Below are 23,930 nucleotides of genomic sequence, written 5' to 3' on the forward strand. Positions count from 1 at the left end.
ACCACGCGGCTACTTTAGCGACCGCACGGTCATTATATCGACCAGAACGGGGCCGCCTCGCCGATGAGCAGCAACGGAAGCTTCTTCCCGGTCCCGAGCGTGGCCGACCTCCCCCCGGGGTTGCAATCGCTCTGCGGGAAGGCGGAGGCGGAGCTCGGCTTCGTGCCCAACGTCTTCCTGGGCTACGCGCACCGCCCCGAGCGCTTCTCCGCGTGGTTCGCGCACTACGCGCAGCTCCACGTGCCGACCGAGAACCTCGACGAGGCCGACCGCGAGATGATCGCCGTGGTCGTCTCGGCGATCCACAGCTGCACCTACTGCCTGACCTCGCACGTCCACGCCCTGCGCCAGGCACTCGGGGACGTCGCGCAGGCCGACCGCATCCTCTACAACTGGCGCCACGCCGGCCTGGACGAGCGGCGCCTCGCGATTTGCCGGTACGCGGACAAGCTGACCCGCCGCCCTGCCGAGGTCGGCCGGGAGGACCTCGAGGAGCTCGAGGCGGTGGGCCTGACCCACGACGAGGTCTGGGACGTCGCCGAGCTGACCGCCATGTACTCCTTCACCAACCGGCTCGCGCTCGCGATGGGCTTCGAGGCCAACCCGGAGTACCACGACCTCCCCCGCGAGCGGGCCGGGGCCGACCGGTGACCGTCGACGTCACCCGGCTCCGCGGCCGTCGCGCCGACACACGGGCGACCCGGCTCAGCGTCGGCGACACGTTCGAGCGGATGCGCTGGAGCCGGCCCGACGCCGTGCTGATCACCGCCCTCGACGACGCCTGCGAGCACCCCGACCACCGCGAGCTCACGGTGGCCGCCGCCGACGACCTGGCGAACCGTTTCGCCCACGCCGTCCTCGCCCGCGGCGCCGAGCCCGGGGACGTCGTCGCGCTCGTCTGCGAGAACTCGGTCGAGGCGCTCGTCGCCAAGGTCGGGCTCGCCAAGGCCGGCGTCACGGCCGCGCCCCTCAACCCGAAGCTCGCCCCCGACGTGGTCGAGGAGCTGCTGCGCCTGACCGGGGCCCGGTTCGCGCTCGTCGACGCGGAGAGCTGGGCGGGGCTGCAGAAGCCGCTCGCGGCCGCGGGCGTCGAGACCCTCGCCGCGATCGCCGTCGGCGGCGACGCTCCGGCGCCGTCGTTCCGCGAGCTCGTCGGCGACCAGCCCGCCACCGAGCCCGACGTCGGCGTCCACGGCGACGACATCTGGCAGATCCTCTTCACCTCGGGGACGTCGGCCACGCCGAAGGGCGTGATGATCCCGCACGTCAAGACGGTCCTCGAGGCGATGGCGATGACCGGCAACCTCACCCAGGGGCTGCGGCACGACCACGACGTCGTGCTGGGCGGGTTCCTGCCGATCGTCTACCACGTCGGCGACATCACGATCTTCTCCGCGCTGCTGGCGGGCGGCCGGGTCGTGCTGGGCCGCCGACCGGTCCCCGGGGACCTCGCCGCCGCGGTCGACCGGCACCGCATCACCGCGCTGTGGGCCGGCTCGCCGCAGGTCGTGCAGGGTCTCGACGCCGCGCTGCGCGCCGCGCCGCACCTCGACGCCGGCTCGCTGACCAGCGTCGTCCATGGCTTCGCGCCGCTGCACCCCGCCGCGTACCGGTCGCTGCGCGAGACCCTCCGGCGCCCGATCGCGGTCACCGAGATCATCGGCCAGACCGAGATCTGCTGCTGCCACCGCTTCTTCCTCGACGAGCACGAGGACCTGTACGAGCGGTCCGCGCCGCAGCAGAACTACGTCGGGCTGCCCCACCCCCTCATGGCCTCGGCGATCGCGGACGCCGACGCCTCCGGGACCGGCGAGGGCGTCTTCCGCTCCCCCGCCCTGACCCCGGGCTACTACCGCGAGCCCGACGCCACCGAGCGCGCGATGCGCGACGGCTGGTTCCACGGCGGCGACGCCTTCCGCACCGGCGAGGCCGGCCAGCGGATCGTCGTCGACCGGTTCAAGGACATCGTGAAGACCGGCGGGGAGAACGTGTCCTCGATCCGGGTCGAGCAGACGCTCATGGCGCACGACGCGGTCGCGCGCGCCGCGGTCGTCGGGCTCCCCCACGACCGGTGGGGCGAGGCCGTGACCGCCGTCGTCCTGCTCCACGAGCCGGGCGGCGCCACGACCGACCAGCTCCTCGCCCACTGCCGTCCCACGCTGGCCGGCTTCGAGATGCCCAAGGAGGTGGTGTTCGTGGACGCGTTCCCGGAGGCCGTCGGCGGCAAGATCCGCAAGAACGTGCTGCGCGAGCGCTACGCCGACCTCTACCGCGAGGGGTCGCTGCCTCCGGGCGCCGTGCCGCACCCGCACGACGACCGCTGCTGGTGGGACGTCGCGTCCGCGCGCTGGGTCTGCACCCCGGAGGGACGGCGATGAAGTCACGGGCCGCCGTGCTCTACGAGGCACCGGGCGACTTCGAGATCACGACCATCGAGCTCGACGCACCGCGCCAGGACGAGCTCGTCGTGGAGATGGTGGCCTCGGGCGTCTGCCACTCCGACGACCACATCAAGTGCGGCGACCTCGGCGTGAACCTGCCCATGGCGGGCGGGCACGAGGGCGCCGGCGTCGTGGTCGAGGTCGGGCCGAACACCCGCGGCTTCGAGGTCGGTGACCACGTCGTGCTCGCCTGGATCCCGTCCTGCGGGCGGTGCCGGTGGTGCGCGGGTGGGCAGCAGAACCTCTGCGACCTGGGCGCACAGACCCTCGCCGGCGCCCGCGCCGACGACCCCGACAGCTACCGCCTGCGCCTCGACGGCGAGGACCTCGCGCAGACCGCGGGCGTCTCCACCTTCTCCGAGCGAACCCTGGTCTCGACCAGCTCGGCGGTCCGGATCCCGAAGAGCATCCCGCTCGACGTCGCCTGCCTGACCGCCTGCAGCGTCGGCACCGGCTGGGGCTCGGCCGTGCGCGTCGGGGACGTCCGCCCGGGCCAGGTCGTCATCGTGATGGGCGTCGGCGGCGTCGGCGTCCACGCCGTGCAGGGCGCGGCGATGGCGGGCGCGGCGCACGTCCTGGCCGTCGACCCGGTCGAGCTCCGGCGCGACGCGGCGATCACCGCCGGGGCCACCGCCACCTACGCCGACATGGCCGAGGCGACCGAGCGGGCCCGGGAGCTGACCAACGGACAGGGCGCCGACGTCGCGATCGTCTGCGTCGGGGTGACCACGCCCGACCACATCGCGGCCGCGTTCGCGGCGATCCGCAAGGCCGGCACCGCGGTCGTCACGGGCCTCGGGCCCGGCGCGACCGTCGGGATCCCGGTCTCCCCCATCGAGCTCACGCTCTACGGGAAGCGGCTGCTCGGCTCGCTCTACGGCAACTGTGCGCCCACCGCCGACATCCCGATGCTGCTCGGCCTGCACGGCGACAACCGTCTCAAGATCGACGAGTTCATCACCGGGCGCTATCCCCTCGACCGGGTCAACGAGGCGTTCGCCGACATGCACGCCGGGCGCAACGTCAAGGCGATCGTGGAGTTCTGAGCTCGACCTCTCTGGACAACGACGTACCAGGACGAACGGAGAAGATCATGACCGACACCGCGGTGCGCACCACCGAGCGCATCTCCCGCCTCGGGATCGCCGACGAGGACTCCCTTCCCCCGAAGGTCGCCCAGCTGTACGCGGCGATGGAGAAGCAGGGCGGGGTGCCGAACTGGATCAAGGCGCTCGCCGTGCACCCGGACGTCCTGCGCCGGTTCCTCGGCTACTACGAGGCGCTGTTCACCCCGAGCAACGGCGTGATCCCGATGCTCGAGCGGGAGATGATCGCCGCCGTCGTCTCGAACATCAACGGCTGCACCTACTGCACCATGCACCACACCGGCGGCATGGCGACCCATCTCGAGAGCAGCGAGCGGGCCCAGCGCATCTCCCACAACTACCGCGAGGTCGACCTCTCGGAGCGCGAGCGGGCGATCTGCGACTTCTCCGTGAAGGTCACCGAGGCCCCGGAGCGCATGCAGGACGCCGACTTCGACGCCCTGCGCGCCGTCGGGATGAGCGACGAGGAGATCTTCGAGGTGCTCGAGGTCGCCGCCTTCTTCTCGTTCTCCAACCGCCTCGCGACCCCGCTGGCGATCCTGCCCGACTCCGCGCTGTTCGACTTCCAGCGTCGCTGAGGGGACCGACATGGCTGACCATGGCACCGACACCGCCCGCGAGCTGGGGCGGACCCTCTACGACACCGCCGGCTCCTTCATGCTGGCCCCGCCCACCGCGGCGAAAGCCGAGGAGCTCGGCTTCCCCGACCCCCTGCAGCTCTACGTGGCGGGACGGCTCGGGGTCCTCGGCGACACGACGCCCGAGGTCGCGGCCACCGCGCACGGCTTCCTCGCCCCCGGCGCGGCGGCCCAGCTCTGGCCCGCGGTCGGCAAGGTGTGCAGCCGGGAGACCGCCGCCCGGACGTTCGCCGAGGCGTGCGCCGAGTACGGCGAGGAGAAGCTCGGTGGCCTCGACGAGGCCACCGCGGGACGGCTCGCCGACCTCGCCACCGCCGTCGTCGACGCGGCGCCCGGGACCCCGCTGTTCGCGGCCTGGCGGGCGATGCCCCGTCCGGGCGCTCCGCGGGCCCGCGCCGCGCACGCGCTCAACCTGCTCCGCGAGTGGCGCGGCGGCGTCCACGTCGCCGCGGTCACCGCGGCCGGGCTGACCCCGGTCGAGGCGATCATGTCCGACGGCGGCGAGTTCTACGCCGAGGCGTTCGGGTGGCCGAAGCCCTGGCCCGAGGCCGGCAGCCGTTCGGCGGAGATGGCCGAGGTCTCGGCCGCGGTCGACGCCGCGTGCGGTCGCGTCGTCGAGGCGGCGCTGACCGAGGACGAGGCGCAGGAGCTGCTCGCCGGGGCGCGGGCGGCCGGGCCGCTGCTCCCCTGATGGACCTCTCCCTCGGGGACTGGCCCGCGGCGCAGGCCCGGCGCCGCCCGCACGCCGTCGCGCTGGTCGACGGCGTGACGGGCGAGCGCTCGACCTACGCGGAGCTCGCCGACCGGGTCTCCCGGATCGGGGGCGCGCTCGACACGGCGGGCGTCCGCGCCGGCGACCGCGTGGGCCTGCTCTCGACCAACCATCCCGACATGCTGGCCGTGGTCTTCGCGATCGCGCGGATCGGTGCGGTCGGGGTGCCGGTGAACTTCCGGCTCACGCCCGACGAGATCACCTTCGTGCTGTCCGACGCCGGCGCCTCGTTCCTCTTCGCGTCCGCGGACCTCGCCGGCCCCGCCGCCGAGGTCGCGGAGCGTGTCGGGATCGGGCGCACGGTCGTGCTCGGGGGACCGGCGACCGGCCTCGAGTCCCTCCACGAGTTCCTGACCGGCGCCGGACCGGGGCCCACGGTCGCCGCGGGCGCGGACGACCTTGTGCTGATCATGTACACGTCGGGCACCACGGGCAGCCCCAAGGGCGCGATGCTGACCCACGGGAACCTGACGTGGAACGCGATCAACATGGTCTCGGCGGGCGAGGGGCTCCTGCGCTCCGACGTCACCCTCTCGGTCGCCCCGCTCTTCCACATCGGCGCGCTCGGGATCTTCACGCTGCCGCTGCTCTACCTCGGCGGCACGGTCGTCACCGTGCCGCGCTTCGATCCCGTGGAGACGGCGGCACTGATGGCGCGCGAGGGCGTCACGGTCCAGTTCCTGGTGCCGGCGATGTGGGCGATGCTCATGCGGGCCGACGTGGTCGACTTCGACGGGTCGCGGGTGCGCTGGGTCCTCAGCGGTGGGGCGCCCTGCCCGCTGCCCGTCATCCGGCACTTCGCCGACCGCGGCTGGGCGTTCCTCGAGGGCTTCGGGCTCACCGAGACCAGCCCGACGTGCACGGTGATGGACCGGTCCGCGGTCCCCGCGAAGGCGGGCTCGGTCGGCCTGCCCCTGCGGCACGTCGAGGCCCGGGTCGACGCCCCGGACGGCACGCCGGGCGAGCTGACGATCAGGGGGCCGAACGTCTTCGTCGGCTACTGGCAGCGTCCGGACGCCACCGCCGAGGCCCTGGTCGACGGCTGGTTCCACACCGGCGACGTCGCCGTCCGCGACGCCGACGGCTACCTCACCATCGTCGACCGGACGAAGGACATGGTGATCACCGGCGGCGAGAACGTGTACCCCGCCGAGGTCGAGCGCGTGCTCAGCGAGCACCCGGGCGTCGTCGACGTCGCGGTGATCGGCGTGCCCGACGAGCAGTGGGGCGAACGGGTGACGGCGATCGTGGTCGGGTCGGTGAGCGCGGAGGACGTCGTCGCCCACTGCCGGGGACGGCTCGCGGGCTACAAGTGCCCGCGGGCGGTGGAGCTCGTCGAGGAGATCCCGCGCAACGCCACGGGGAAGATCCTCAAGCGGGACCTGCGGGCGCGCTTCGGGTCGGCGGCGGCCGCCGTCACGCGATGATCAGGGCGGGTCGCCCGTCGCGACCGCGACGAAGGCGTACCGGTTGAGGCTGAACAGGTAGTCGGTGCCGCGGGAGCGCAGGTCCGCGGCCCAGCGCGCCACGTCGTCCTCGCCCAGTCCCTGGCGGCCGGTCACGAAGGCGCCGATGGTGTCGATCGTGCCGGCGCTGTAGGTCTCCTCGGCGTACTCGGGGTTAAACATGGGGACCAGGCGGCGGTCGGTGACGCGGAACCCCGCCCGCTCCAGCAGGCCGGGGAGGGTGCGGGGCAGGCGCGGGTCGACGAGGTGCTCCTCCCACGCCGCCATGACGCGCCGGTGCAGCTCGCGGTCTCCCGCGTGCCAGACCACGGACTCCCAGTCGGTGTCGAGGATGACCACCCGCCCGCCGGGGCGCAGGACCCGCCGGACCTCGACGAGCGCGGCCGCGACGTCGACGACGTACTCGTAGACCTGGGTCGACACGACGGCGTCGAACGACCCGGCGGCGTACGGCAGGCCCTCGGCGCCGCCCTCGTCGATCCCGACCCAGGCGACGTCGGCGCAGCGGGCCTGGGCCATGGCGTTCATCGCCGGGCTCGGGTCCAGACCCCGCGCGGACCCCGCGGGCCCGACGGCCTCGGCGATCGAGCGCAGGAGGAAGCCGGGCCCGGACCCGACGTCGAGACCTCCTCACCGGCGACGGGGCGCAGGAGGTCGAGGACCTGCCGGCGCTGCTCGACCACGTCGGGCGTGGCGTAGACGCGCTCGATCCGACGGGCACCCTCGTCCCCGAACTGCAGCAGGGTCATCGACGGCCTCGCTCTCCCGGGGAGGGAGCCACGATAGGGGTGTCACCCCCTCCCCGGGGCCACCGTTCGGCCGCAGATCAGCGGCGACCGGCGCTCCACGCGTAGGGCAGCTCGGCGCCGTTGAGGACGTGGTCGCCGATCGTCTGCAGCTTGTAGATCAGCGGGTTGTGCACGGAGATCGTGCGGGCGTTGCGCCAGTGCCGGTCGAGACGCAGCTTCTCCGACGTGATCGACGCCCCGCCCACCTCGAACAGCTGCGTCGTGGCGTCGAGGACGGTCGGGATGACGACGGCCTGGGCGCGGGCGACGTCGACCTCGACGCGGTCGAGCAGGTCGGCGTCCGAGCTGTCGGTGGCGAGCAGGTGGTCGAGCTGGTCGGCGATGTCGAGCACGAGGGTGCGCGCCGCGTAGGCGGTGGCCGACAGCTTCCCGATGACCTGCTGCACGAGCGGGTCGTGGCGCGGCAGGTCGGCGGGCGCGTGGGTGAAGGTGCGGGTGCGGTCGCGCACCCAGCCGGTGACGTCGTCGGTGGCCCGCTGGGCGATGCCGGCGAGCACCGAGAGCTGCACCAGCTGCAGGTACGACGTGCCGTACGTCCGGCCCGGCGTCCCGTAGCCGGGGCCGAGGACCCGGTCGGCGGGCACCGCCACGTCGCTGAACTCGGTGGTGCCGCTGGCGGTGAGGCGCTGACCGAAGCCGTCCCAGTCGTCGTGCTGGGTCACGCCGTCGGCGTCGGCGTCCACGAGGACCGCGACGCGTTCGCCGTCCTGGTCGGCGGCCACGACGATGTGGTCGGCGTAGAGGCTGCCGGTGCTGTAGTACTTCGTGCCGGACAGGCGCAGGTCGGCCCCGTCCGGGGTCACCGCCGTGCTGTAGCGGTCGATCGCGCCGACGCCGGGCTCGGAGATCGCGTTGCCGACGAGCACGCCGTCGGCGGCCGCGCGCAGCCAGCGCTCCCGCTCGGGGCCGTCCGGCGCGAGCAGCTGCTCCTCGACGAACCACCAGTGCACGCGCAGCGCCTGCGGCAGGTTCGACTCGGCGGCGGCGAGCAGGACGAGCTGGCGGAAGAGCTGGCGCACCGAGGCGCCGTAGCCGCCGAGATCGACCGGCACGCGCAGCGCCCCGAACCGGGCCTCCTTGAGCGCGGCGACCTCGTCGTGGGCCAGGGAGCGGTCCTGCTCGCGCTGCACCGCACCGTCGGCGATGCGGGCGTAGACCGGGGTGAAGATCTCGTCGAGCTGGTCGTCGGTGAACGGGGCGGTGGCCGTCGCGGTCATGGCGGTGTCCTTCGGCAGGAGGGCACGCCGGAGCGGCGCGCGCGGGCGCGGCCGCGGTCCGGCGGGAGGAGGAGGTCGAGGGAGCGGCTCAGCGGCGACAGAGGGCCGACGACACGCGCGCGAGATCGATGTGATCCCGGGTGGTCAGCAGGGCCCCGGCGAGCATGGAACGACCCTAGCCCGGCGGTCCCCGGGTCCGCAGCGGTCGACCGGGCGCGTCGCTGCGACGCATTCGCGGGGTTCGGCGTATGCTGGATGTACGGCACGCCGTCCACCACCCCTCGGGTGGTGGACCAGTGAGCCGGACCGAGGCGCTGTTCCGTCGCGCCGCCGGGATCACACCGCGTCGATCTGCCGCGGGACCCGCGGTCCGACCCGCGCCCGTGGAGGAGCCAACCGGCTCCCCCGCGACCTCAGCACCAGGCACGACATCTCGTATGTCGTGCGGAGGAGGCACATGGCTCGTCGAGGCCAGCCCCAGTCCCGGGGCCGCCGCGGCAACCCCGGTCGCCCGCAGCGCGGACGCCGGCGCGAGGACGTCGTCTCGGTCCTCACGCGCGCCGTCGACGAGATCGGCGCCGCCCTGAAGAAGGGCAGGCCGACGTCGGCGACCCGCACCAAGTTCCAGGCGGTCGCCCTGCTGCTGCGCGACGAGCGCGCGCGCATCCGGGCGAACGACGACCTCAGCGACGCGCGCAAGGGCGACCGGCTCAAGAAGCTCGACGAGATCGCCACGTCGCTCGCGAAGACCGCCGTCCGCGACCAGGCGCTCCTGGCGCTGCTCGGCGAGGACGCCGTCGTCTCCGACGAGGCCCGCTCGCTCGAGCGCGACATGATGCGCCGCGCCGGCATCACGCCGGAGCGCGAGGAGGCCCCGCCCGCCGAGGAGGAGGACGAGCCGGCCCCGGCGCCCGTCAAGCAGGGCGTGGTGCCGCAGTCGGTCGTCTCGCGCCAGATGGCGAACCCCTTCCTCGCCCCCGACTTCTCGGCCGCCCGCCCGGCCGCGGCCCGTCCGACCCGCCTCGACGGCTGGGAGCTGCTCGACCCGCTGCTGCGCTCGTTCGAGCGCGCCGGCGAGGGCTCGGCGACGATGGAGCTCCCGGGCTCCGGCTCGCGCAAGGCCGCCGGCGGCAAGGAGCTCATGCCGCACCAGGCGGGGGTCGTCGCGGCCGCCGCCGAGGGCCACCGGACCTTCCTGCTCGCCGACGAGCCCGGGCTGGGCAAGACCGCCCAGGCCCTGCTCGCGGCCGAGGCGGCGAAGGCGTACCCGCTGCTCGTCGTCACCCCCAACGTCGTCAAGACCAACTGGGTCCGCGAGGCCGGCCTGTGGTCGACGCGCCGCAAGGCCACCGCGATCCAGGGCGACGGCCACAACGTCGACGGGTTCGCCGACATCGTCGTCGTCAACTACGAGGTGCTCGACCGGCACGTCGGGTGGCTGCGCGACTTCGGCTTCCGCGGGATGGTCGTCGACGAGGCGCACTTCATCAAGAACAAGACCTCGCAGCGCTCGCAGCACGTGCTGGCGCTCTCCGAGCGGATCCGGTCGTTCACCGCGAACCCGCTGCTCATGGCCCTGACCGGCACGCCGCTGATCAACGACATCGAGGACTTCCTCGCCATCTGGGAGTTCCTCGGCTGGATCGACGTGAAGAAGCCGGTCGGCGCCCTGATGGACGCCCTCACCGAGACCGGCCTGACGCCCGCCGACCGGGGCTTCTACCCCGCCGCGCGGAAGGCGGTCGTCGACCGGGGCATCGTGCGCCGCCGCAAGGTCGACGTGGCCGCCGACATCCCCGCGCGCCGCATCGCCGACCTGCCCGTCGAGCTCGACGGGCCCACCGGACGGTCGATCCGCGCGGCCGAGCGGGACCTCGCGCAGCGGATGGTGTCGCGCTACACCGACGCCCTCGCCGCCCGCGACGCCGGCCCGGTCGAGGGCATCGACCACGACCTCGTGGCCCGCGTGGCCACCTGGGAGCAGAAGGACGCCGCCGGCGCCTCGAACGGCGACAACGTCTTCAGCATGATGCGCCGCATCGGGCAGGCGAAGGCGACGCTCGCCGCCGACTACGCCGCCCAGCTCGCCCGCAGCTCCGGCAAGGTCGTGTTCTTCGCCAAGCACGTCGACGTCATGGACGCCGCCGAGGAGCTGTTCACCAAGCAGGGTGTCCGGTTCTCCTCGATCCGCGGCGACCAGACCCCGAACGTCCGCCAGCGCAACATCGACGCCTTCGTCGACGACCCGGACGTCGCCGTCGCGGTCTGCTCGCTGACCGCGGCCGGGGTGGGCATCAACCTGCAGGTCGCCTCGGACATCGTGCTGGCGGAGCTGCCCTGGACCGCCGCCGAGCAGACCCAGGCGATCGACCGGTGCCACCGCATCGGCCAGACCCAGCCGGTCACCGCGTGGCGCATCCTCGCCGCGCAGACGATCGACGCCCGGATCGCCGACCTCCTCGGCGAGAAGGCCAACCTCGCGGCCGTGGCCCTCGACGGGTCCGACGAGGAGCTCGGGTCGTCCACCGACGCGCAGCACGCGGCGCTCGTCGCCCTGCTCACCGAGGCGCTGGCGTCGGCGTCCTGACCCGGCGCGGCAGCAGGCGGCCCGCGCCCGGGCCGGCGCGACGGGGTGGAGAACCCGCGGACGTCGTCGAATACTGAGGTCCGGGGCGCAGAGCAGGGGTTCGACGCATGGCCGGTCCACGACGAGGTCAGGACGGGTGGCCGGCGTGGGCGCGGTGGGCGCCGTTCGGGGACCGCGCGCCGCGGCGGCGGACGTTCCTGCTCGCGGTGACCGCGGTGCTCCTCGCCGCGACGACGCTCGTGACGGACGCCGTCGTCCGCGAGTGGGGCGTGCCCCCGGCCGCGGACCCGCTCGACAAGGGCGCGGTCGTGCTGGTGCCCGGCTACGGCGGCGCGCGCGACGCCCTCGTCGGCCTCGCCTTCCGGCTGCGCATCGTCGGGCGGCCGAGCGTCGTCGTGGCGCTCCCGGCGAACGGCACCGGGGACCTGCGCAGCCAGGCCGCGATGATCGACGGCACGGTCCGCGACCTGCTGCGTCACGGCGTGCGGACGGTCGACCTCGTCGGCTACTCCTCGGGCGGGGTGGCGGTGTGGCAGTACCTGGCCACCGGGCGGACCGCGCCGGCCGTGCGTCGCGTCGTCACCCTCGGCTCGCCCCTGCAGGGCACGGAGATCGCCGCCGCCGGCACCGCGCTGACCCCCGAGGTGTGCGAGCAGGCGTGCCGCCAGCTCGTCCCGGGCAGCGCGCTGCTCACCGAGCTGGCCGTCCGCCCGCGGCCCGCGATCCCGTGGCTGTCGCTGTGGACCGAGACCGACGGGATCGTCCGGCCGGCCGACTCCGCGGCGCTGCCCGGCGTGACGGCGATCCGGCTGCAGTCGGTCTGCCCGTCGGCGCAGACACCCCACGCGTCGCTGCCCCGCGCCGGGCTGGTGATGGGGCTGGTCCTGCGCGCCCTCGGGACCCGCCCGCTCCCCCGCCCGACCGCGGCGGACTGCCTGGCGCTCCAGGCCGAGGGCGTCGGCTTCCCGGTGCTGGTGGGGACGGACTAGGCACGGGCTCCGAGCCACTCCGCGATCACGTCGGCCACCTCGTCCCGCGCGCCCTCGGGCTTGAGGAAGTAGTGGTCGCCGCCGAGCAGGACGACGCGCCGGTCGTCGGCGCCCAGCCCGTCGAGCATCGCGCGCGCGTCGCCGGGGAAGACGCCGGTGTCGCCGCGGGCCTGGATGACCAGCGAGGGCACGGTGACGTGTGGCAGGTGCAGCGCCGCCTGGCACTCCGAGGTCTCGAGGCTCCACATCGACAGCCACGAGCGCAGCGTCGAGACCATGCCGATGCCCATGACCCCGTAGTTCGCGGCCTGCGGGTCGCCCCGGTAGCACCACGTGGGGCGCCGCTCCGACGGCTCGATCATCGGGTCGATCATGCGCAGGTCGGCCCACGTGCGGTGGACGGTGAAGAGCCGGTCGTCGGCGCGCGTGGCCTTCAGCCGGCCCAGCTCCGCTTTGACCCAGGCCGTGATCCGGATGTTGCGGGCGCGCTGGGCCTGCCGGTAGCGCGCCTGGAACTCCTCGTCGAACGGTGGGCCGTGGGCCGGGTCGTAGGGGTCGAGGGAGGGGTCGCAGGCCGCCGGGTCGGTCTCGTCGATCACCGAGGCGTCCATCCACGCCGTGAGGACCTCGGGACGGCCGGTGTGCGCGGCCAGCGAGACGAAGAGGTCCCCCGGCGGCAGGTCGGCGATCGCGTCCTCGGCCTCCAGCGACGACGCCGTGACGGTCCCGGCAACCGCCTGGGCCTGGTAGGCGGCCATCAGCGACCCGCCGCCCGAGTTGCCCAGCAGCACGACCCGCTCGACGCCGGCCTGCTCGCGCAGCCACCGGACGCCGACGCCGATCTCGGCGAGGGCGTGGTCGAGCAGGAAGTGGGCGCCGTTGCCACGGAAGCGGGTGTTCCACCCGAGGAAGCCGTAGCCGCGGGCGGCCAGGTACGGCGCCAGGTAGTGCTCGGCGAAGTCGACGTCGTAGTGGGCGGCGATGACCGCGACGCGCGGGCTCGTGCCGGCCGCGCGGTGGTAGAGCCCCTGGCAGGGATGCCCGCCCGCTCCCGCCCGCGGGGCGAAGGGCGAGACGGCGGAGACGAACTCGCGGGTGACGGTCATGCGCCCCGTGCCGCCCGGATCGGCGCCGCGTGGGCGGAGTCCAGGTACTCCTCGATGCGGCGCACCCGGCCGTCGGCGATCTCCAGGTACATCGCCGCGGGCATGCGGACCTCGGTGCCGTCGGGCAGGCGCCCGCACAGCGCGTGCTGCTGGACGACGCCGCCGTCGACGACGTGGCGGCGCGCGACCTCGTAGCGCAAGCCGTCGACGACCGCGTGCAGGCCCTTCAGCACGGTGAGCGTCCCGGCCACGTCGCGCTCGGTGCCGTCGTTGAGCCACATGACCGCCTCCGGGTGGTAGAGCGCCTCCACCCCGGCGAAGTCGCCCGCCTCCAGCGCGGCGAAGAACCGGTCGACGACGTCGGTGTCGCCGCCCTCCATCGCGCTACAGCCCGACCGGGACGGTGCGCTCGGCGGCCGTGCGCGGCACGTGCGAGACGTCGCCGGGCCCGAACGTGCGCGTCCAGCAGGCGAACTCGAGCAGCGCCCCGTCGGGGTCCTGGAAGTAGAACGACCGGACGAACACGCCCTCGTGGAACGACGGGGCGATCCCGCGCGGGCTGTCGTCGTGGTCGATGACCGGCGTGCAGTCGATGCCCTTGGCCTGCAGTTTCTCGTAGTACTCGAGGAACTTCGGCTCGGGCACGGTGAACGACACGTGGTTCATCGCGCCGACCGCGTTGGCCAGGTCGACCTCGCCCGGGCGCCCGGCGGGCGCGGACACGCCGGGCACCGCGTCGGGGGCGTGCGGGAACCAGAAGAACGCCAGGCAGTCGCCGCCGCCGCAGTCGAAGAAGAAGTGCTGCCCCCGGCCCCCGGGCAGCTCGATCGTCTTCACCAGCGGCATGCCCAGCACGCCGCTGTAGAACTCGACGGTGCGCGCCATGTCCGAGCACACGAGCGCGAGGTGGTGGATGCCCTGGAAGTCGAACTCGCTGTTGGCGCTACCCATCCCACTGAGACTAGGGACACATCCTGACCGTCGGAACCCTTCTCTGTAGGACGGGAGAGCCACCGTGCCGGAGACCCGCCCCCTGGGCACCCTGACCATCACCGTGCGCGAGCGGACCATCGAGGACGGCCTGCCCGCCGGACGGCGCGTCCTCGGCGAGGTCGGCGAGTGCCGCTGGGACGGCGACCGCGTCCGCGCCCGCCAGCAGGGCCGGGCCGGGCACGACTGGATGACCGTCGCCCCGGACGGCACCTGCCACGTCGACGCGCGCATGGCGTTCCGGACCGACGACGACGCGGTGATCTTCATGCGCTACGGCGGCCGCGCCCGCCTCTCCGACGGGATCCCCGTCGACCTCGTCGTCGCCCCGACCTTCGAGACCGCCGACCCGCGCTACGCCTGGCTCAACACGGTCCAGGCCGTCGGCCTCGGCCGGCGCGTGGGCTTCGACCTCGTCTACGAGCTCGCCGAGGTGCTCCCGGGGCGCTGATCAGCCGAAGAAGACCTCGGCCTCGGCGTAGAGGGACGGGTCGACGAGCTTGAGCTGTTCGGTCGCCTCGCGCAGCGGCACCATCGTGATGTCGGTGCCGCGCAGGGCCGTCATCTGGCCCCACTGCCCGCCCGCGACCGCGTCGATGGCGTGCAGGCCGAAACGGGTAGCGAGCCAGCGGTCGCGCGCGCTCGGCGTCCCGCCGCGCTGGACGTGCCCGAGCACCGTCGTGCGGGCCTCCTTGCCGGTGCGCGACTCGATCTCGTGGGCCAGCCAGTCGCCGATGCCGCCGAGCCGGGCGTGGCCGAACTCGTCCTTCCCGCCCGCGACCAGCACGTTCTCGCCGTCCTGGGGCATTGCGCCCTCGGACACGACGATGATCGGCGCGTAGTCCAGCCGGAACCGGCTCTCCACCCAGGAGCAGACCTGGTCGATGTCGAAGCGCACCTCGGGGATGAGGATGGCGTTCGCGCCGCCGGCCATGCCGGAGTGCAGCGCGATCCACCCCGCGTGCCGGCCCATGACCTCGACGATCAGCGCACGGTGGTGCGACTCGGCGGTGGTGTGGAGGCGGTCGATGGCCTCGGTCGCGATCGTCACCGCGGTGTCGAAGCCGAAGGTGTAGTCGGTGCCCGAGAGGTCGTTGTCGATCGTCTTCGGCACCCCGATGACCTTGACGCCCTTCTCGTGGAGCTCGCTGGCGACGCCCAGGGTGTCCTCGCCGCCGATCGCGATCAGCGCGTCGACGCCGAGCGACTGGAGGTTCTTGCGGATGCGCGTGACCCCGTCGTCGATCTTGAACGGGTTGGTGCGCGACGAGCCGAGGATCGTGCCGCCGCGCGGGAGGAGCCCGCGCACGGCCGGGATGTCCAGCGGGCGGGTCTCGGCCTCCAGTGGTCCGCGCCAGCCGTCGCGGAAGCCGAGGAAGTCGTAGCCGTACTCGGGCACACCGCGCCGGACGATCGCCCGGATCACCGCGTTGAGACCGGGGCAGTCGCCGCCGCCGGTCAGCACACCCACGCGCATCTGCTCGCGCTCCCGTCATCGGTCCAGATGGTCCGCGCAAATCATGACGCAGGTCACCCAGAGCGCTCCCGGGCGGGCGGTCACTCGGCCGACCGGCGGTCGAGAAAGTGGCTTCGGAGCGTCACCATGTGGTGACGCGCGCCACACGGCCGTCGGGGGCCGGGCGCCGACGAGGAGGACGCCGATGTCCGAGACCGATCTCCCTGAACTCGACGCCCTGGTGGTCGGGGCCGGCTTCTCCGGCCTCTACATGCTCCACCGCCTGCGCGACACGCTCGGCATGTCGACGGTGGTGCTGGAGGCGGCCGACGACCTCGGGGGCACCTGGTACTGGAACCGCTACCCCGGCGCACGCTGCGACTCGGAGAGCTACTTCTACAGCTTCTCCGACCGGCTCTCCGAGGATCTCCTCGAGGAGTGGACGTGGACGGAGCGCTTCGCGGCCCAACCGGAGATCCTGCGCTACCTCCAGCACGTCGCCGAGCGCTTCGACCTGCGCCGCGACATCCGCTTCGGGACCACCGTCACCGCCGCGTCGTGGGACGACGACGCCGGGCGCTGGCTGGTCACCACCGCCGACGGTGACCGCTACGCCGCACGATTCCTGATCACCGCCGTGGGCTGCCTGTCGACGACGAACCTGCCCGAGTTCCCGGGCCGCGACGAGTTCCGCGGCCGCTCGTTCCACACCGGGCTCTGGCCGCACGAAGGCGTCGACTTCACCGGCCAGCGCGTCGCCGTCATCGGGACCGGCGCCACCGGGGTCCAGCTCATCCCCGAGGTCGCCGAGGAGGCCGCCCACGTCACCGTCTTCCAGCGGACGCCGAACTACGACATCGCCGGCGGCAACCACCCCGTGACCGCCGAGTTCGACCGGCGGATCAAGGACGACTACCGCGACATCTGGGCGCGGACCCGCGACACGGCCTTCGGGTTCCCGTACGACGTCGCGGACCGCACCGCGCTCTCCGTCCCCGAGGACGAGCGCCAGGAGATCTTCGAGGACGCGTGGGCGCAGGGCGGCTTCCGGCTCGGCACCACGTTCAACGACCTGCTCCTCGACGAGGACGCCAACGAGACGGCCGCCGAGTTCCTGCGCAACAAGATCCGGGAGCGGGTCGACGACCCGGAGATCGCCGAGATGCTCGCCCCGAAGGACCACCCGTTCTTCACCAAGCGTCCGCCGCTGGAGAACGGCTACTACGAGACGTACAACCGGGACAACGTCACCCTGGTCGACGTCCGACGTTCCCCCATCGAGGCCATCACGCCCACGGGGGTACGGACCGCGGACGGCGAGTACGAGGTCGACAGCATCGTCTACGCGACCGGCTTCGACGCCATGACAGGCACCCTGTTCAAGCTCGGCATCACCGGGCGCGACGGGCTCTCGCTCGTCGACAAGTGGACCGAGGGGACGCGGACCTACCTCGGGATCGCGACCCACGACTTCCCGAACCTCTTCATGATCACCGGCCCGCAGAGCCCCTCGGTGCTGAGCAACATGCCGGTCTCGATCGAGCAGCACGTCGACTGGGTCACCGACTGCCTGCGCCACCTGCGCGACCAGGGCATCGAGCGGATCGAGCCGACCGCCGAGGCCGAGGAGGGCTGGGTCGCCCACCACGACGAGGTGACCGCGACGACGCTGCTCCCCCGGGCGAACTCGTGGTGGGTCGGGGCCAACATCCCCGGCAAGCACCGCACGCTCTACCCGTACGCCGGCGGGGTCGGCGTCTACCGGGGCATCTGCGACGACGTCGCCGCCAAGGGCTACGAGGGTTTCACCCTGAGCCGGGCGGGGGCGACGGCGCCGGCCTGAGGGGGTGAGTGGCCCACGCCGGGCTGTGCGGTGCTCGCCGACGAGACGAGCCTGGTCACTCCCGGCGGGGGTCGCTAGCGTCGGGCTCCATGGATCTCCGCGAGGACCGCGAGCAGCTCTTCGCCCTTCTCGGCTCGCCGGAGACCACTCCGGAGTTCTTCGAGCGCGTCGCCGACGACGTCGACTGGACCGTCCAGGGCACCCACCAGCTCGCCGGGCACTACACGGACAAGAAGGTCTTCGTCGCGGAGACGTTCGGGCGGCTCGGCGCCCTGATGCAGCACGGCACGCAGCTCGAGGTGAAGCACCTCTTCCTCGACGGCGCGACGACCATCGCCGAACTGCACGCGCTGTCGACGACCCTCGACGGCGCGCCGTACGACCAGGCGCTGTGCTGGATCTGCCGCTTCGACTCCGCGGAGCCGGGAGCGAAGATCGTCGAGGTGCGGGCGTACCTCGACTCGGCGATGGTCACCTGGACGATCATGCGGAACGAACAGCTCAAGTCCGGGAGCTGACGTCTAGACGCGAGATCGCGTCGAGCCGGACGGTCCGTCTCGACGCGATCTTGCGCCCATGTCTCGCCGGTCGACCCGGCGAGAGTTCCGGTGCGCTCACCAGGGCGTCCTCGCTCTGCTGGAAACGCTTCGGAAATCGAAGCATTCTCACCGAAGAGTTGCCCGCCTCGACCTGCTCGGGCGAGGTGTCCCGGCCGCAACGATCCCGGCCCCGGCTCAGGCGGCGCGGAACCCGTCGGGGCGCTCCGGCGACGCCTCGGCGAGGTCACGTCGGACGCCGTCCGCGTCGTGGTCCGCGCCGTACACGGGAGAGCCCGGCTGCTGGCGCCAGGACTCCTCGAGCGGGCCGGCGTCGACGGGGTCGAACCCCAGCTCGTCGATCAGCGCGAGCACGGTGTCCTTGGCCGGACCGTCCGCGCCGGCGACCGGGAGGGCGATGCGCCCCGGCTCCCCGCGCGCCGTGCCGCGCTCGAGGAGGTGCTTCCAGTTGATCCCGTTGAACGCCTTGAGCACCGGGACACCGAGGAGCCCGGACACCCACACGCTCTCCGGCGTGCCGTCCTCCAGTGCGTCGATCCGCCCGTCGCGCTGCTGCGGGTAGTAGTTGTTCGTCTCGATCACCGGGGCGCCCGGCTTCGCCGACGCCACGATCCCCTGCTCGAGGTCGGGCGTGTTCTTCTGCGGGATGCTGACGATCACCACGTCGGCGTCGACCGCGGCCTCGCGCGCCCAGACGGCCGTCGCCCCGGTCTCCGCCGCGAGCTCGGCCAGGGTCTCGGGTGCCCGGGAGTTCGCGACACGCACCTCGTGACCCAGCGCCGCCAGGCGCCGCGTCAACGTTCCGCCGATCTTGCCCGCACCGATGATGCCGATCCTCATGAGCGGGGAACCTCGGCCGGCTCCCCGCCATTCCGCCGTCAGGCGGCCAGGGGACGCAGCGCGCTGCGGTGGAAGACGAGCGGGCCGTGGCCGTCGTCGACGAGGACCTCGTCGACGCGGCACACGGCGATGAGGTGGTCGCCGGCGACGACGTCGTCGATGACGCCGACGCTCAGCGACAGCGGGGCCTCGGTGACGAACAGCGCGCCGGCGTCCCGCCGCTCGACGGCGACGTCGCGGAAGCGGTGCTCGGCCGGACCCGCGAGCGCGCGGGCCACGCCCTCGTGGTGCGCCCCGAGGACGCTGATGCCGAGACGCGGCGCCCGCCGGAGCAGCGGCCAGGTCGTGGACTCGGTCCGCACGCAGATGCTGACCAGCGGCGGGTCGAGCGAGACCGGGACGAACGTGCTCACCGCGATGCCGACGGGCGCGCCGTCCACCTCGGCGCACACCGCGACGACGCCGGTCGGGAACCGGCCGTAGACCTGGCGCAGGTCGTCACCGGTCAGGGGCACGCGGACCTTCTCCACCGTGGTCACCGGTCCGCCCCGTACTCGACGTGGGCCCGGACGGCGCCGTCGTCGGGCGTGACCCAGCCCTTCGACCTCGCGTAGTCGATCATCTTCGTCCACTTCTCGTCCCAGTCCGGCTCCCGCGCCCCGGCGCGGGCGCGGGTCCGCAGGACCTCCAGGTCCAGCAGGGCGTCCTCGGCGTCGAGGCGCCCGATCCCCGCCCCGCGCAGGGCGCCGTCGACCGCGTCGGCGGGCAGGGACGTCGTCACGTGCAGGCGGGCGCAGTCGTCGGGCTCCGCCACGTGGGCCGAGTCCGCGGACAGCTGGACGATCACCGATCGGCTCCTTCGTCGTCAGGCCCGCGGCCGCTGGTCGACGACGCGGCGGGCCTTGAACGTGGTCTCGGGCAGGGTTCCGGGCTCGAGCAGGGTCACCGGCACGCGGATCTGGACGCTGCGGCGCAGCGCGTCCTCGACGCGACGGGTCAGCTCCTCGCGGGGTGCCTCGCCGGCAGCGCGGGGCGTCAGCTCCGCCTCGACCGTGAGCTCGTCGAGGGCGCCCACCTTCGTCACGAGCATGCGGAACTCGGGGCCGAGCTCCGGGATCGTGCGCAGGCCGGTCTCGACGGCGCTCGGGAAGACGTTCGCGCCGCGGATGACGAGCATGTCGTCGAGGCGGCCGAGGATCCCCTCCGGCAGGCGCGGGTAGGTGCGCCCGCAGGGGCAGGGGTCGGTCGCCAGGTACGTCTCGTCGCCCGGCGCGAAGCGGATCATCGGCTGCGACTCGCGCCAGAGGTGGGTGTAGACGACCGCGCCGCGGTCGCCGACCGGGATCGGCGCGTTGAGGTCGTTGGCGGCGACGACCTCGGTGAACACCTCGTCGGTGATCAGGTGGGTGCCGGTCCCGGCCTCGCAGCCGACGCTGGTCTGGAACGGGTACATCTCCGAGGTGGAGCCGGCGTCGCTGGCGATCGCCCCCCAGCCCTCCTCGATGATCTTGCGGGTGCCGGGCAGGCTGCCCCCGGGCTCCCCGCCGACGAGGATGCGCCGCACGGTGCTCGCGGCCAGGTCGATGCCGAGGCGCTCGGCCACCGATAGCAGGTGGATGCAGTACGACGGCGTGGCGCTGAAGACCGTCGAGCCCAGCGTGGTGATCAGCTCGAGGTGGCGCTCGGAGTCGGTGACGCCGAGCGGGAAGACCGTGGCCCCGATCCGCTCGGCGCCCTGCACGACGCCCCAGCCGCCGAAGAACAGGCCGAACGGGAAGCCGACCTGCACGAGGTCGTCGGGCCGGATCCCGGCGCACCACTGGGCCATGGCGTGCACGTCGGCCGCGCGGCGCCAGTCGCCGTGGGAGACCGCGTACATGGTCGGCGTCCCCGAGGTGCCCGACGAGCCGTGGATGCGCGCGATCTGCCCCGGCGCGAACTCCGGTGTGTAGCTGCCGAAGGGCGGGTGCTCGCGCTGGTCGGCGATCAGCATCTTCTTGGTGATCACCGGGACCTTGGTGGTGAAGTCCTCGATCGACCGCACCTGGTCGGGGTGGAAGCCGTGGGCGTCGTAGTGGCGCCGGTAGAACGGGAGCTCGGCGTACGCGTAGTGCAGCTGGTGCTGCATGCGCTCGAGGACGACCCGGTCGCGCTCCGCGGGGCTGCGGGTCTCGCGCTCGGCGTCCCAGAAGCGGGGGAAGCCGCGGTCGTCGAGGGGGGGCCCGTCGGTGGTGGGGGCCTGCGGCCGTGCCTCGGTCGTCACTGGGCCGGCCGCGCGACGATGCCCTGCGCCTCGGCGACGTCCCAGTAGGAGTGCAGGCCGCGCACGTGCTGGCCGCCGTCGACGGGGATGAAGTGGCCGGTGATCCGGCCCGCCGTCGGCGACATGAGGAACAGGGCGACGTCGGCGATGTCCGAGGGTTCCTGGTGGCGCGGCGGCCCGACGAGGGTGCGGTCGAGGAACTCCTGGCCGATCTGCCCGACGGTGAAGCCGGCGCCCAGCGGCGTGTTGACCGTGCCGGGCCCGATCGCGTTGACGCGGATGCCGTGGCGCCCGAGCTCACCGGCGGCGACCTTGGTGAAGTTCATGACGCCGGCCTTGGCGGCGCAGTAGTGCCCCAGGCCGTCGGTCGCGGCGATGGCGTTGAGCGACGAGATGTTGACGACCGTGCCGCCCTTCCCCGCGGCGAGGGCCCGCCGGGCGAAGGCCTTGGTGCACAGGAACGTGCCCTTGAGGCAGGTGTCGACGATGAGGTCCCACTCCTCCTCCGGGGTGTCGATCACCAGGGAGAGCGAGGCGGTGCCGGCGTTGTTGACCAGGTGGTCGACGGTGCCGTAGCGGCTCTCGGCGAGGTCGAAGGCGGCCTCGACGTCCGCGGCCACGGCCACCGACCCCTCGGACCAGGCCAGACGGTGGCCGCCCGCGAGCTCCTCGCCCGCCGACTTGATGTTGGCCGGCTCGATCTCGAGCCCGACCACGTTCGCGCCGCGCTCGAGCAGCGCCTTCGCGATCCCCTTGCCGATACCGCTGCCGGCGCCGGTCACCACGGCGGTCTGTCCGGACAGGTCCACGCTGACTCCTTCGTGTCGTCACCACAGCGCGGGACCGGCGCCGGGGGGAGGCGCCGGTCCCGCGCTCGCGTCGGCTGGATCAGCCGGCGCTGCCCTTGGTGTTCCAGCCGCCGTCGACCGGGAGGATCTCGCCGGTGCAGAAGGCGGCGTCGTCGGAGAACAGGAACGCCGCGGCGGCCGCGATGTCCTCGGGCTTGCCGAGGCGCGGGATGATGTGCGCGGCCTCGAAGTTCTTCTTCATGCTGTCGGTGATGCCGGCGAGGATCGGGGTGTCGATCGTGCCGGGGCAAATGCAGTTGATGCGGACGCCCTGCGGGCCGTACTCCATGGCCGCCTGCTGGGTCAGGCTCACGACCCCGCCCTTGGCCGCGGAGTAGGCCGCGAGGTTCTCGAGGCCCTTGAGCGCGGCCATCGAGCCGATGTTGACGATGCTGCCGCCGCCGTTCTCGAGCATCCGCGGGATGGCGGCCTGCATGCCGAGCCAGACACCGCGCAGGTCGGTGTTGACGACGTGGTCCCAGCCGATGTCGTCGAGGTCGACGACGTTGTCGGGACCGAACGTGTTGGTGACCCCGGCGATGTTGCCGAGCATGTCGAGCCGGCCGTGCCCGCCGATCGCCTCGTCCATGAGGCGCTTCCAGTCGTCACGCTGGCGCGTGTCCATGACGATGTGGGTGGCCTGCCCGCCGTCGGCGACGATCTGCTTGGCGGTCGAGTCGTCGTCCTGCAGGTCGCCGATGATCACGGTGGCGCCCTCGGCGGCGACGCGCAGCGCCACCGCCCGCCCGATCCCCTGGACGCCGCCGGTGATGACCGCGACGCGCCCCTCGAGGCGCGTGATCCCGGGCGCCATCAGGCGATCCCGAGCGCGACGTTGGCCATCTTCTGGCGACGCGCCATGCGCTGGTTCGCCTGGAAGTGGGGCATGACGTAGCGCGCGAACATCTCCAGGGAGCGGTTCCACTTGTCGGTGGTGACCCAGTCGCGGCAGTTGATGAGCAGCGTGCCGAAGCCGCCGGTCTCCTCCTCGAGCTCCTGGATCTGGCGGGTGCACTCCTCGGGGCTGCCGACGATCCAGGGGATGTTCTCGACCATCCAGTCGAGGGTGAGGTCGGCGTCGGTCATCCCGTCGCCGATCTTCATCAGGGCGCCGAGACCGAGGCCGAACAGGTAGTCGTAGGAGAGCTTGACGCCCTCGCGGATGTCGCGGAGCGCCTGGTCCTTGTTGTCGGTCACGTAGACCTCGCGCACGACGCGCCAGTTCTCGCGGGTCACCGACTCGGCGATGCCCGCGCGGTTGCCCGCCTCGAGCATGGCGGCGCCCATCGCCTTGAGGTCCGGGGCGTCCATGTACGTGCCGTTGTCGGTGGGCGCGAAGTGCACCGACAGCGGCTTCCAGCCCTTCTCGCCGCACTTCGCGTAGTTGTGCGTGCCGGTCAGGCCGGCGATCGCGAACGGCGGGACGTCCTGGTACGGGCCGACCTGCAGCTGGCGGTTCTCGTACTTCCAGTACACGCCCTCGTAGCTGACCGGGTCCTCGGACGTCAGCAGCTGCCAGATGATCTCCAGCGCCTCGTTGGTCCGCGGCGCGGCCTCGGAGGGCTCGAGCCCGAACAGCGCCTTGTCGGTCGGCAGCCCCCCGCCGCCGAAGCCGTACTCGAGCCGGCCGTGGGTGAGGTGGTCGAGGAAGGCGAGGCGCTCGGCGACCATGAACGGGTCCTGGTACGGCAGGTTCACCACGCCCGTGCCGAGCCGGATCGTGTGGGTCAGGGCCGACGCCTTCGCGATCATGAACTCCGGCACCGGCACGTTCTCGTACCCACCGGTGTGGTGCTCACCGATCCAGTACTCCGAGAACCCGAGCCGCTCCGCCTCGACGATCGCGGCGATGTCGCGGTCGTAGGACAGCGTCCAGTTCTCGATCGGCGGGTGCTCCGGCATGGTGAAAAAGCCGAACTTCATCGATCGGTCCTCCTGCTCGACTCGAGCACGCACTCAGGGGGCGGGGGGTCGGCGTTGGCAAACGTGAGTTTGCCATCGA

At 72.9% G+C, this 23,930-nt stretch carries 24 protein-coding genes and 1 pseudogene; 11 read left to right on the plus strand and 14 right to left on the minus strand.

All coding sequences use genetic code 11. The annotated features are described in order from the left end of the window. Positions 1–63 precede the first annotated feature (63 nt). From EV188_RS24440 to EV188_RS24465, 6 genes are read left to right on the plus strand one after another with little or no spacing between them, the layout of a single operon-like run. A complete protein-coding gene (locus EV188_RS24440; protein WP_133828937.1) occupies positions 64–651 on the plus strand; it encodes a peroxidase-related enzyme in 588 nt (195 codons plus the stop codon). Then, positions 648–2,378 (plus strand): class I adenylate-forming enzyme family protein, encoded by a 1,731-nt coding sequence (locus EV188_RS24445; protein ID WP_243741969.1) that lies wholly within the window; start codon positions 648–650, stop codon positions 2,376–2,378. Before EV188_RS24440 ends, EV188_RS24445 begins: the two co-directional genes overlap by 4 nt. Continuing rightward, a complete protein-coding gene (locus EV188_RS24450; RefSeq protein WP_133828938.1) occupies positions 2,375–3,487 on the plus strand; it encodes an NDMA-dependent alcohol dehydrogenase in 1,113 nt (370 codons plus the stop codon). Before EV188_RS24445 ends, EV188_RS24450 begins: the two co-directional genes overlap by 4 nt. Positions 3,488–3,534: 47 nt before the next feature. Continuing rightward, on the plus strand, positions 3,535–4,125 hold the full coding sequence (locus tag EV188_RS24455) for a peroxidase-related enzyme (RefSeq protein WP_133828939.1): 591 nt from the start codon (positions 3,535–3,537) through the stop codon (positions 4,123–4,125). A gap of 10 nt (positions 4,126–4,135) precedes the next feature. Beyond that, a complete protein-coding gene (locus EV188_RS24460; protein WP_133828940.1) occupies positions 4,136–4,876 on the plus strand; it encodes an SCO6745 family protein in 741 nt (246 codons plus the stop codon). Further along, positions 4,876–6,384 (plus strand): acyl-CoA synthetase, encoded by a 1,509-nt coding sequence (locus EV188_RS24465; RefSeq protein ID WP_133828941.1) that lies wholly within the window; start codon positions 4,876–4,878, stop codon positions 6,382–6,384. Before EV188_RS24460 ends, EV188_RS24465 begins: the two co-directional genes overlap by 1 nt. On the opposite strand, the pseudogene EV188_RS24470 reads toward EV188_RS24465, so the two are convergent. From EV188_RS24470 to EV188_RS33280, 3 genes and pseudogenes are all read right to left on the minus strand, one after another. Further along, a pseudogene (locus EV188_RS24470) lies at positions 6,385–7,035 on the minus strand (methyltransferase domain-containing protein); the annotation flags it as partial. A gap of 214 nt (positions 7,036–7,249) precedes the next feature. After that, a complete protein-coding gene (locus EV188_RS24475) occupies positions 7,250–8,449 on the minus strand; it encodes an acyl-CoA dehydrogenase family protein (RefSeq protein ID WP_133828942.1) in 1,200 nt (399 codons plus the stop codon). Positions 8,450–8,537: 88 nt separating this feature from the next. Continuing rightward, positions 8,538–8,615 (minus strand): putative leader peptide, encoded by a 78-nt coding sequence (locus tag EV188_RS33280; RefSeq protein ID WP_424922955.1) that lies wholly within the window; start codon positions 8,613–8,615, stop codon positions 8,538–8,540. 291 nt (positions 8,616–8,906) lie between these two features. Between EV188_RS33280 and EV188_RS24480 the strand changes: the two genes are divergently transcribed. Continuing rightward, positions 8,907–11,036, plus strand: a complete 2,130-nt coding sequence (locus EV188_RS24480; RefSeq protein WP_133828943.1) for a DEAD/DEAH box helicase — start codon at positions 8,907–8,909, stop codon at positions 11,034–11,036. A 107-nt stretch (positions 11,037–11,143) separates the two neighbouring features. Further along, positions 11,144–12,025 carry an esterase/lipase family protein gene (locus tag EV188_RS24485; RefSeq protein WP_133828944.1) on the plus strand — a complete coding sequence of 294 codons (882 nt, stop codon included), beginning with the start codon at positions 11,144–11,146 and terminating at the stop codon, positions 12,023–12,025. Here the strand turns inward: EV188_RS24485 and EV188_RS24490 are convergent. The 3 genes from EV188_RS24490 to EV188_RS24500 are packed head-to-tail and all read right to left on the minus strand — an operon-like array spanning position 12,022 to position 14,082. Further along, entirely contained in the window at positions 12,022–13,131 is a 1,110-nt protein-coding gene (locus EV188_RS24490; RefSeq protein ID WP_133828945.1) for an alpha/beta hydrolase, read from the minus strand. The genes EV188_RS24485 and EV188_RS24490 overlap by 4 nt on opposite strands. Beyond that, the gene (locus EV188_RS24495) at positions 13,128–13,511 is read right to left on the minus strand and encodes a nuclear transport factor 2 family protein (RefSeq protein ID WP_133828946.1); all 384 of its coding nucleotides are present in this window, start codon (positions 13,509–13,511) and stop codon (positions 13,128–13,130) included. The genes EV188_RS24490 and EV188_RS24495 overlap by 4 nt, the downstream gene beginning before the upstream one ends. Positions 13,512–13,515: 4 nt before the next feature. Beyond that, positions 13,516–14,082, minus strand: coding sequence for a VOC family protein (locus EV188_RS24500; protein WP_133828947.1), 567 nt, complete (start codon positions 14,080–14,082; stop codon positions 13,516–13,518). A 64-nt stretch (positions 14,083–14,146) separates the two neighbouring features. Between EV188_RS24500 and EV188_RS24505 the strand changes: the two genes are divergently transcribed. Then, positions 14,147–14,572, plus strand: a complete 426-nt coding sequence (locus tag EV188_RS24505) for a DUF3237 domain-containing protein (protein WP_133828948.1) — start codon at positions 14,147–14,149, stop codon at positions 14,570–14,572. Here EV188_RS24505 and EV188_RS24510 read toward each other — a convergent pair whose 3' ends face one another. Next, the gene (locus EV188_RS24510) at positions 14,573–15,598 is read right to left on the minus strand and encodes a 6-phosphofructokinase (RefSeq protein WP_133828949.1); all 1,026 of its coding nucleotides are present in this window, start codon (positions 15,596–15,598) and stop codon (positions 14,573–14,575) included. Positions 15,599–15,782: 184 nt separating this feature from the next. Here EV188_RS24510 and EV188_RS24515 point away from each other — a divergent pair, with 184 nt between their 5' ends. Continuing rightward, positions 15,783–17,420 (plus strand): flavin-containing monooxygenase, encoded by a 1,638-nt coding sequence (locus EV188_RS24515; RefSeq protein WP_133828950.1) that lies wholly within the window; start codon positions 15,783–15,785, stop codon positions 17,418–17,420. An 89-nt stretch (positions 17,421–17,509) separates the two neighbouring features. Further along, positions 17,510–17,938 carry a nuclear transport factor 2 family protein gene (locus EV188_RS24520; RefSeq protein WP_208114363.1) on the plus strand — a complete coding sequence of 143 codons (429 nt, stop codon included), beginning with the start codon at positions 17,510–17,512 and terminating at the stop codon, positions 17,936–17,938. A 216-nt stretch (positions 17,939–18,154) separates the two neighbouring features. On the opposite strand, the gene EV188_RS24525 is transcribed toward EV188_RS24520, so the two are convergent. The 7 genes from EV188_RS24525 to EV188_RS24555 all read right to left on the minus strand — a co-directional run bounded on the left by EV188_RS24525 (position 18,155) and on the right by EV188_RS24555 (position 23,851). Continuing rightward, positions 18,155–18,817 carry an NADPH-dependent F420 reductase gene (locus EV188_RS24525; RefSeq protein WP_133828951.1) on the minus strand — a complete coding sequence of 221 codons (663 nt, stop codon included), beginning with the start codon at positions 18,815–18,817 and terminating at the stop codon, positions 18,155–18,157. 38 nt (positions 18,818–18,855) lie between these two features. Then, positions 18,856–19,356 (minus strand): flavin reductase family protein, encoded by a 501-nt coding sequence (locus EV188_RS24530; RefSeq protein WP_243741970.1) that lies wholly within the window; start codon positions 19,354–19,356, stop codon positions 18,856–18,858. Then, positions 19,353–19,664, minus strand: a complete 312-nt coding sequence (locus tag EV188_RS24535; protein WP_133828952.1) for a hypothetical protein — start codon at positions 19,662–19,664, stop codon at positions 19,353–19,355. The genes EV188_RS24530 and EV188_RS24535 overlap by 4 nt, the downstream gene beginning before the upstream one ends. An 18-nt stretch (positions 19,665–19,682) precedes the next feature. Further along, positions 19,683–21,080 carry a phenylacetate--CoA ligase family protein gene (locus EV188_RS24540; RefSeq protein WP_133828953.1) on the minus strand — a complete coding sequence of 466 codons (1,398 nt, stop codon included), beginning with the start codon at positions 21,078–21,080 and terminating at the stop codon, positions 19,683–19,685. Next, positions 21,077–21,889, minus strand: a complete 813-nt coding sequence (locus tag EV188_RS24545) for an SDR family NAD(P)-dependent oxidoreductase (protein ID WP_133828954.1) — start codon at positions 21,887–21,889, stop codon at positions 21,077–21,079. Before EV188_RS24545 ends, EV188_RS24540 begins: the two co-directional genes overlap by 4 nt. 79 nt (positions 21,890–21,968) lie before the next feature. Then, positions 21,969–22,742, minus strand: coding sequence for an SDR family NAD(P)-dependent oxidoreductase (locus tag EV188_RS24550; protein WP_133828955.1), 774 nt, complete (start codon positions 22,740–22,742; stop codon positions 21,969–21,971). Continuing rightward, positions 22,742–23,851, minus strand: coding sequence for an LLM class flavin-dependent oxidoreductase (locus tag EV188_RS24555; RefSeq protein ID WP_133828956.1), 1,110 nt, complete (start codon positions 23,849–23,851; stop codon positions 22,742–22,744). The genes EV188_RS24550 and EV188_RS24555 overlap by 1 nt, the downstream gene beginning before the upstream one ends. Positions 23,852–23,930: the final 79 nt, after the last annotated feature.

This window comes from Actinomycetospora succinea (assembly GCF_004363095.1).
Taxonomy (GTDB): domain Bacteria; phylum Actinomycetota; class Actinomycetes; order Mycobacteriales; family Pseudonocardiaceae; genus Actinomycetospora; species Actinomycetospora succinea.

What these genes read in the sequence shown, in the direction of transcription:
- EV188_RS24520 (WP_208114363.1), top strand. Translation starts at nt 17,510, where the DNA reads ATGGATCTCCGCGAGGACCGCGAGCAGCTCTTCGCCCTTCTCGGCTCG.
- EV188_RS24550 (WP_133828955.1), bottom strand. Translation starts at nt 22,742, where the DNA reads ATGGCGCCCGGGATCACGCGCCTCGAGGGGCGCGTCGCGGTCATCACC.
- EV188_RS24440 (WP_133828937.1), top strand. Translation starts at nt 64, where the DNA reads ATGAGCAGCAACGGAAGCTTCTTCCCGGTCCCGAGCGTGGCCGACCTC.
- EV188_RS24460 (WP_133828940.1), top strand. Translation starts at nt 4,136, where the DNA reads ATGGCTGACCATGGCACCGACACCGCCCGCGAGCTGGGGCGGACCCTC.
- EV188_RS24450 (WP_133828938.1), top strand. Translation starts at nt 2,375, where the DNA reads ATGAAGTCACGGGCCGCCGTGCTCTACGAGGCACCGGGCGACTTCGAG.
- EV188_RS24465 (WP_133828941.1), top strand. Translation starts at nt 4,876, where the DNA reads ATGGACCTCTCCCTCGGGGACTGGCCCGCGGCGCAGGCCCGGCGCCGC.
- EV188_RS24555 (WP_133828956.1), bottom strand. Translation starts at nt 23,851, where the DNA reads ATGAAGTTCGGCTTTTTCACCATGCCGGAGCACCCGCCGATCGAGAAC.
- EV188_RS33280 (WP_424922955.1), bottom strand. Translation starts at nt 8,615, where the DNA reads ATGCTCGCCGGGGCCCTGCTGACCACCCGGGATCACATCGATCTCGCG.
- EV188_RS24500 (WP_133828947.1), bottom strand. Translation starts at nt 14,082, where the DNA reads ATGGGTAGCGCCAACAGCGAGTTCGACTTCCAGGGCATCCACCACCTC.
- EV188_RS24510 (WP_133828949.1), bottom strand. Translation starts at nt 15,598, where the DNA reads ATGCGCGTGGGTGTGCTGACCGGCGGCGGCGACTGCCCCGGTCTCAAC.
- EV188_RS24475 (WP_133828942.1), bottom strand. Translation starts at nt 8,449, where the DNA reads ATGACCGCGACGGCCACCGCCCCGTTCACCGACGACCAGCTCGACGAG.
- EV188_RS24495 (WP_133828946.1), bottom strand. Translation starts at nt 13,511, where the DNA reads ATGGAGGGCGGCGACACCGACGTCGTCGACCGGTTCTTCGCCGCGCTG.
- EV188_RS24515 (WP_133828950.1), top strand. Translation starts at nt 15,783, where the DNA reads ATGTCCGAGACCGATCTCCCTGAACTCGACGCCCTGGTGGTCGGGGCC.
- EV188_RS24480 (WP_133828943.1), top strand. Translation starts at nt 8,907, where the DNA reads ATGGCTCGTCGAGGCCAGCCCCAGTCCCGGGGCCGCCGCGGCAACCCC.
- EV188_RS24485 (WP_133828944.1), top strand. Translation starts at nt 11,144, where the DNA reads ATGGCCGGTCCACGACGAGGTCAGGACGGGTGGCCGGCGTGGGCGCGG.
- EV188_RS24490 (WP_133828945.1), bottom strand. Translation starts at nt 13,131, where the DNA reads ATGACCGTCACCCGCGAGTTCGTCTCCGCCGTCTCGCCCTTCGCCCCG.
- EV188_RS24455 (WP_133828939.1), top strand. Translation starts at nt 3,535, where the DNA reads ATGACCGACACCGCGGTGCGCACCACCGAGCGCATCTCCCGCCTCGGG.
- EV188_RS24525 (WP_133828951.1), bottom strand. Translation starts at nt 18,817, where the DNA reads ATGAGGATCGGCATCATCGGTGCGGGCAAGATCGGCGGAACGTTGACG.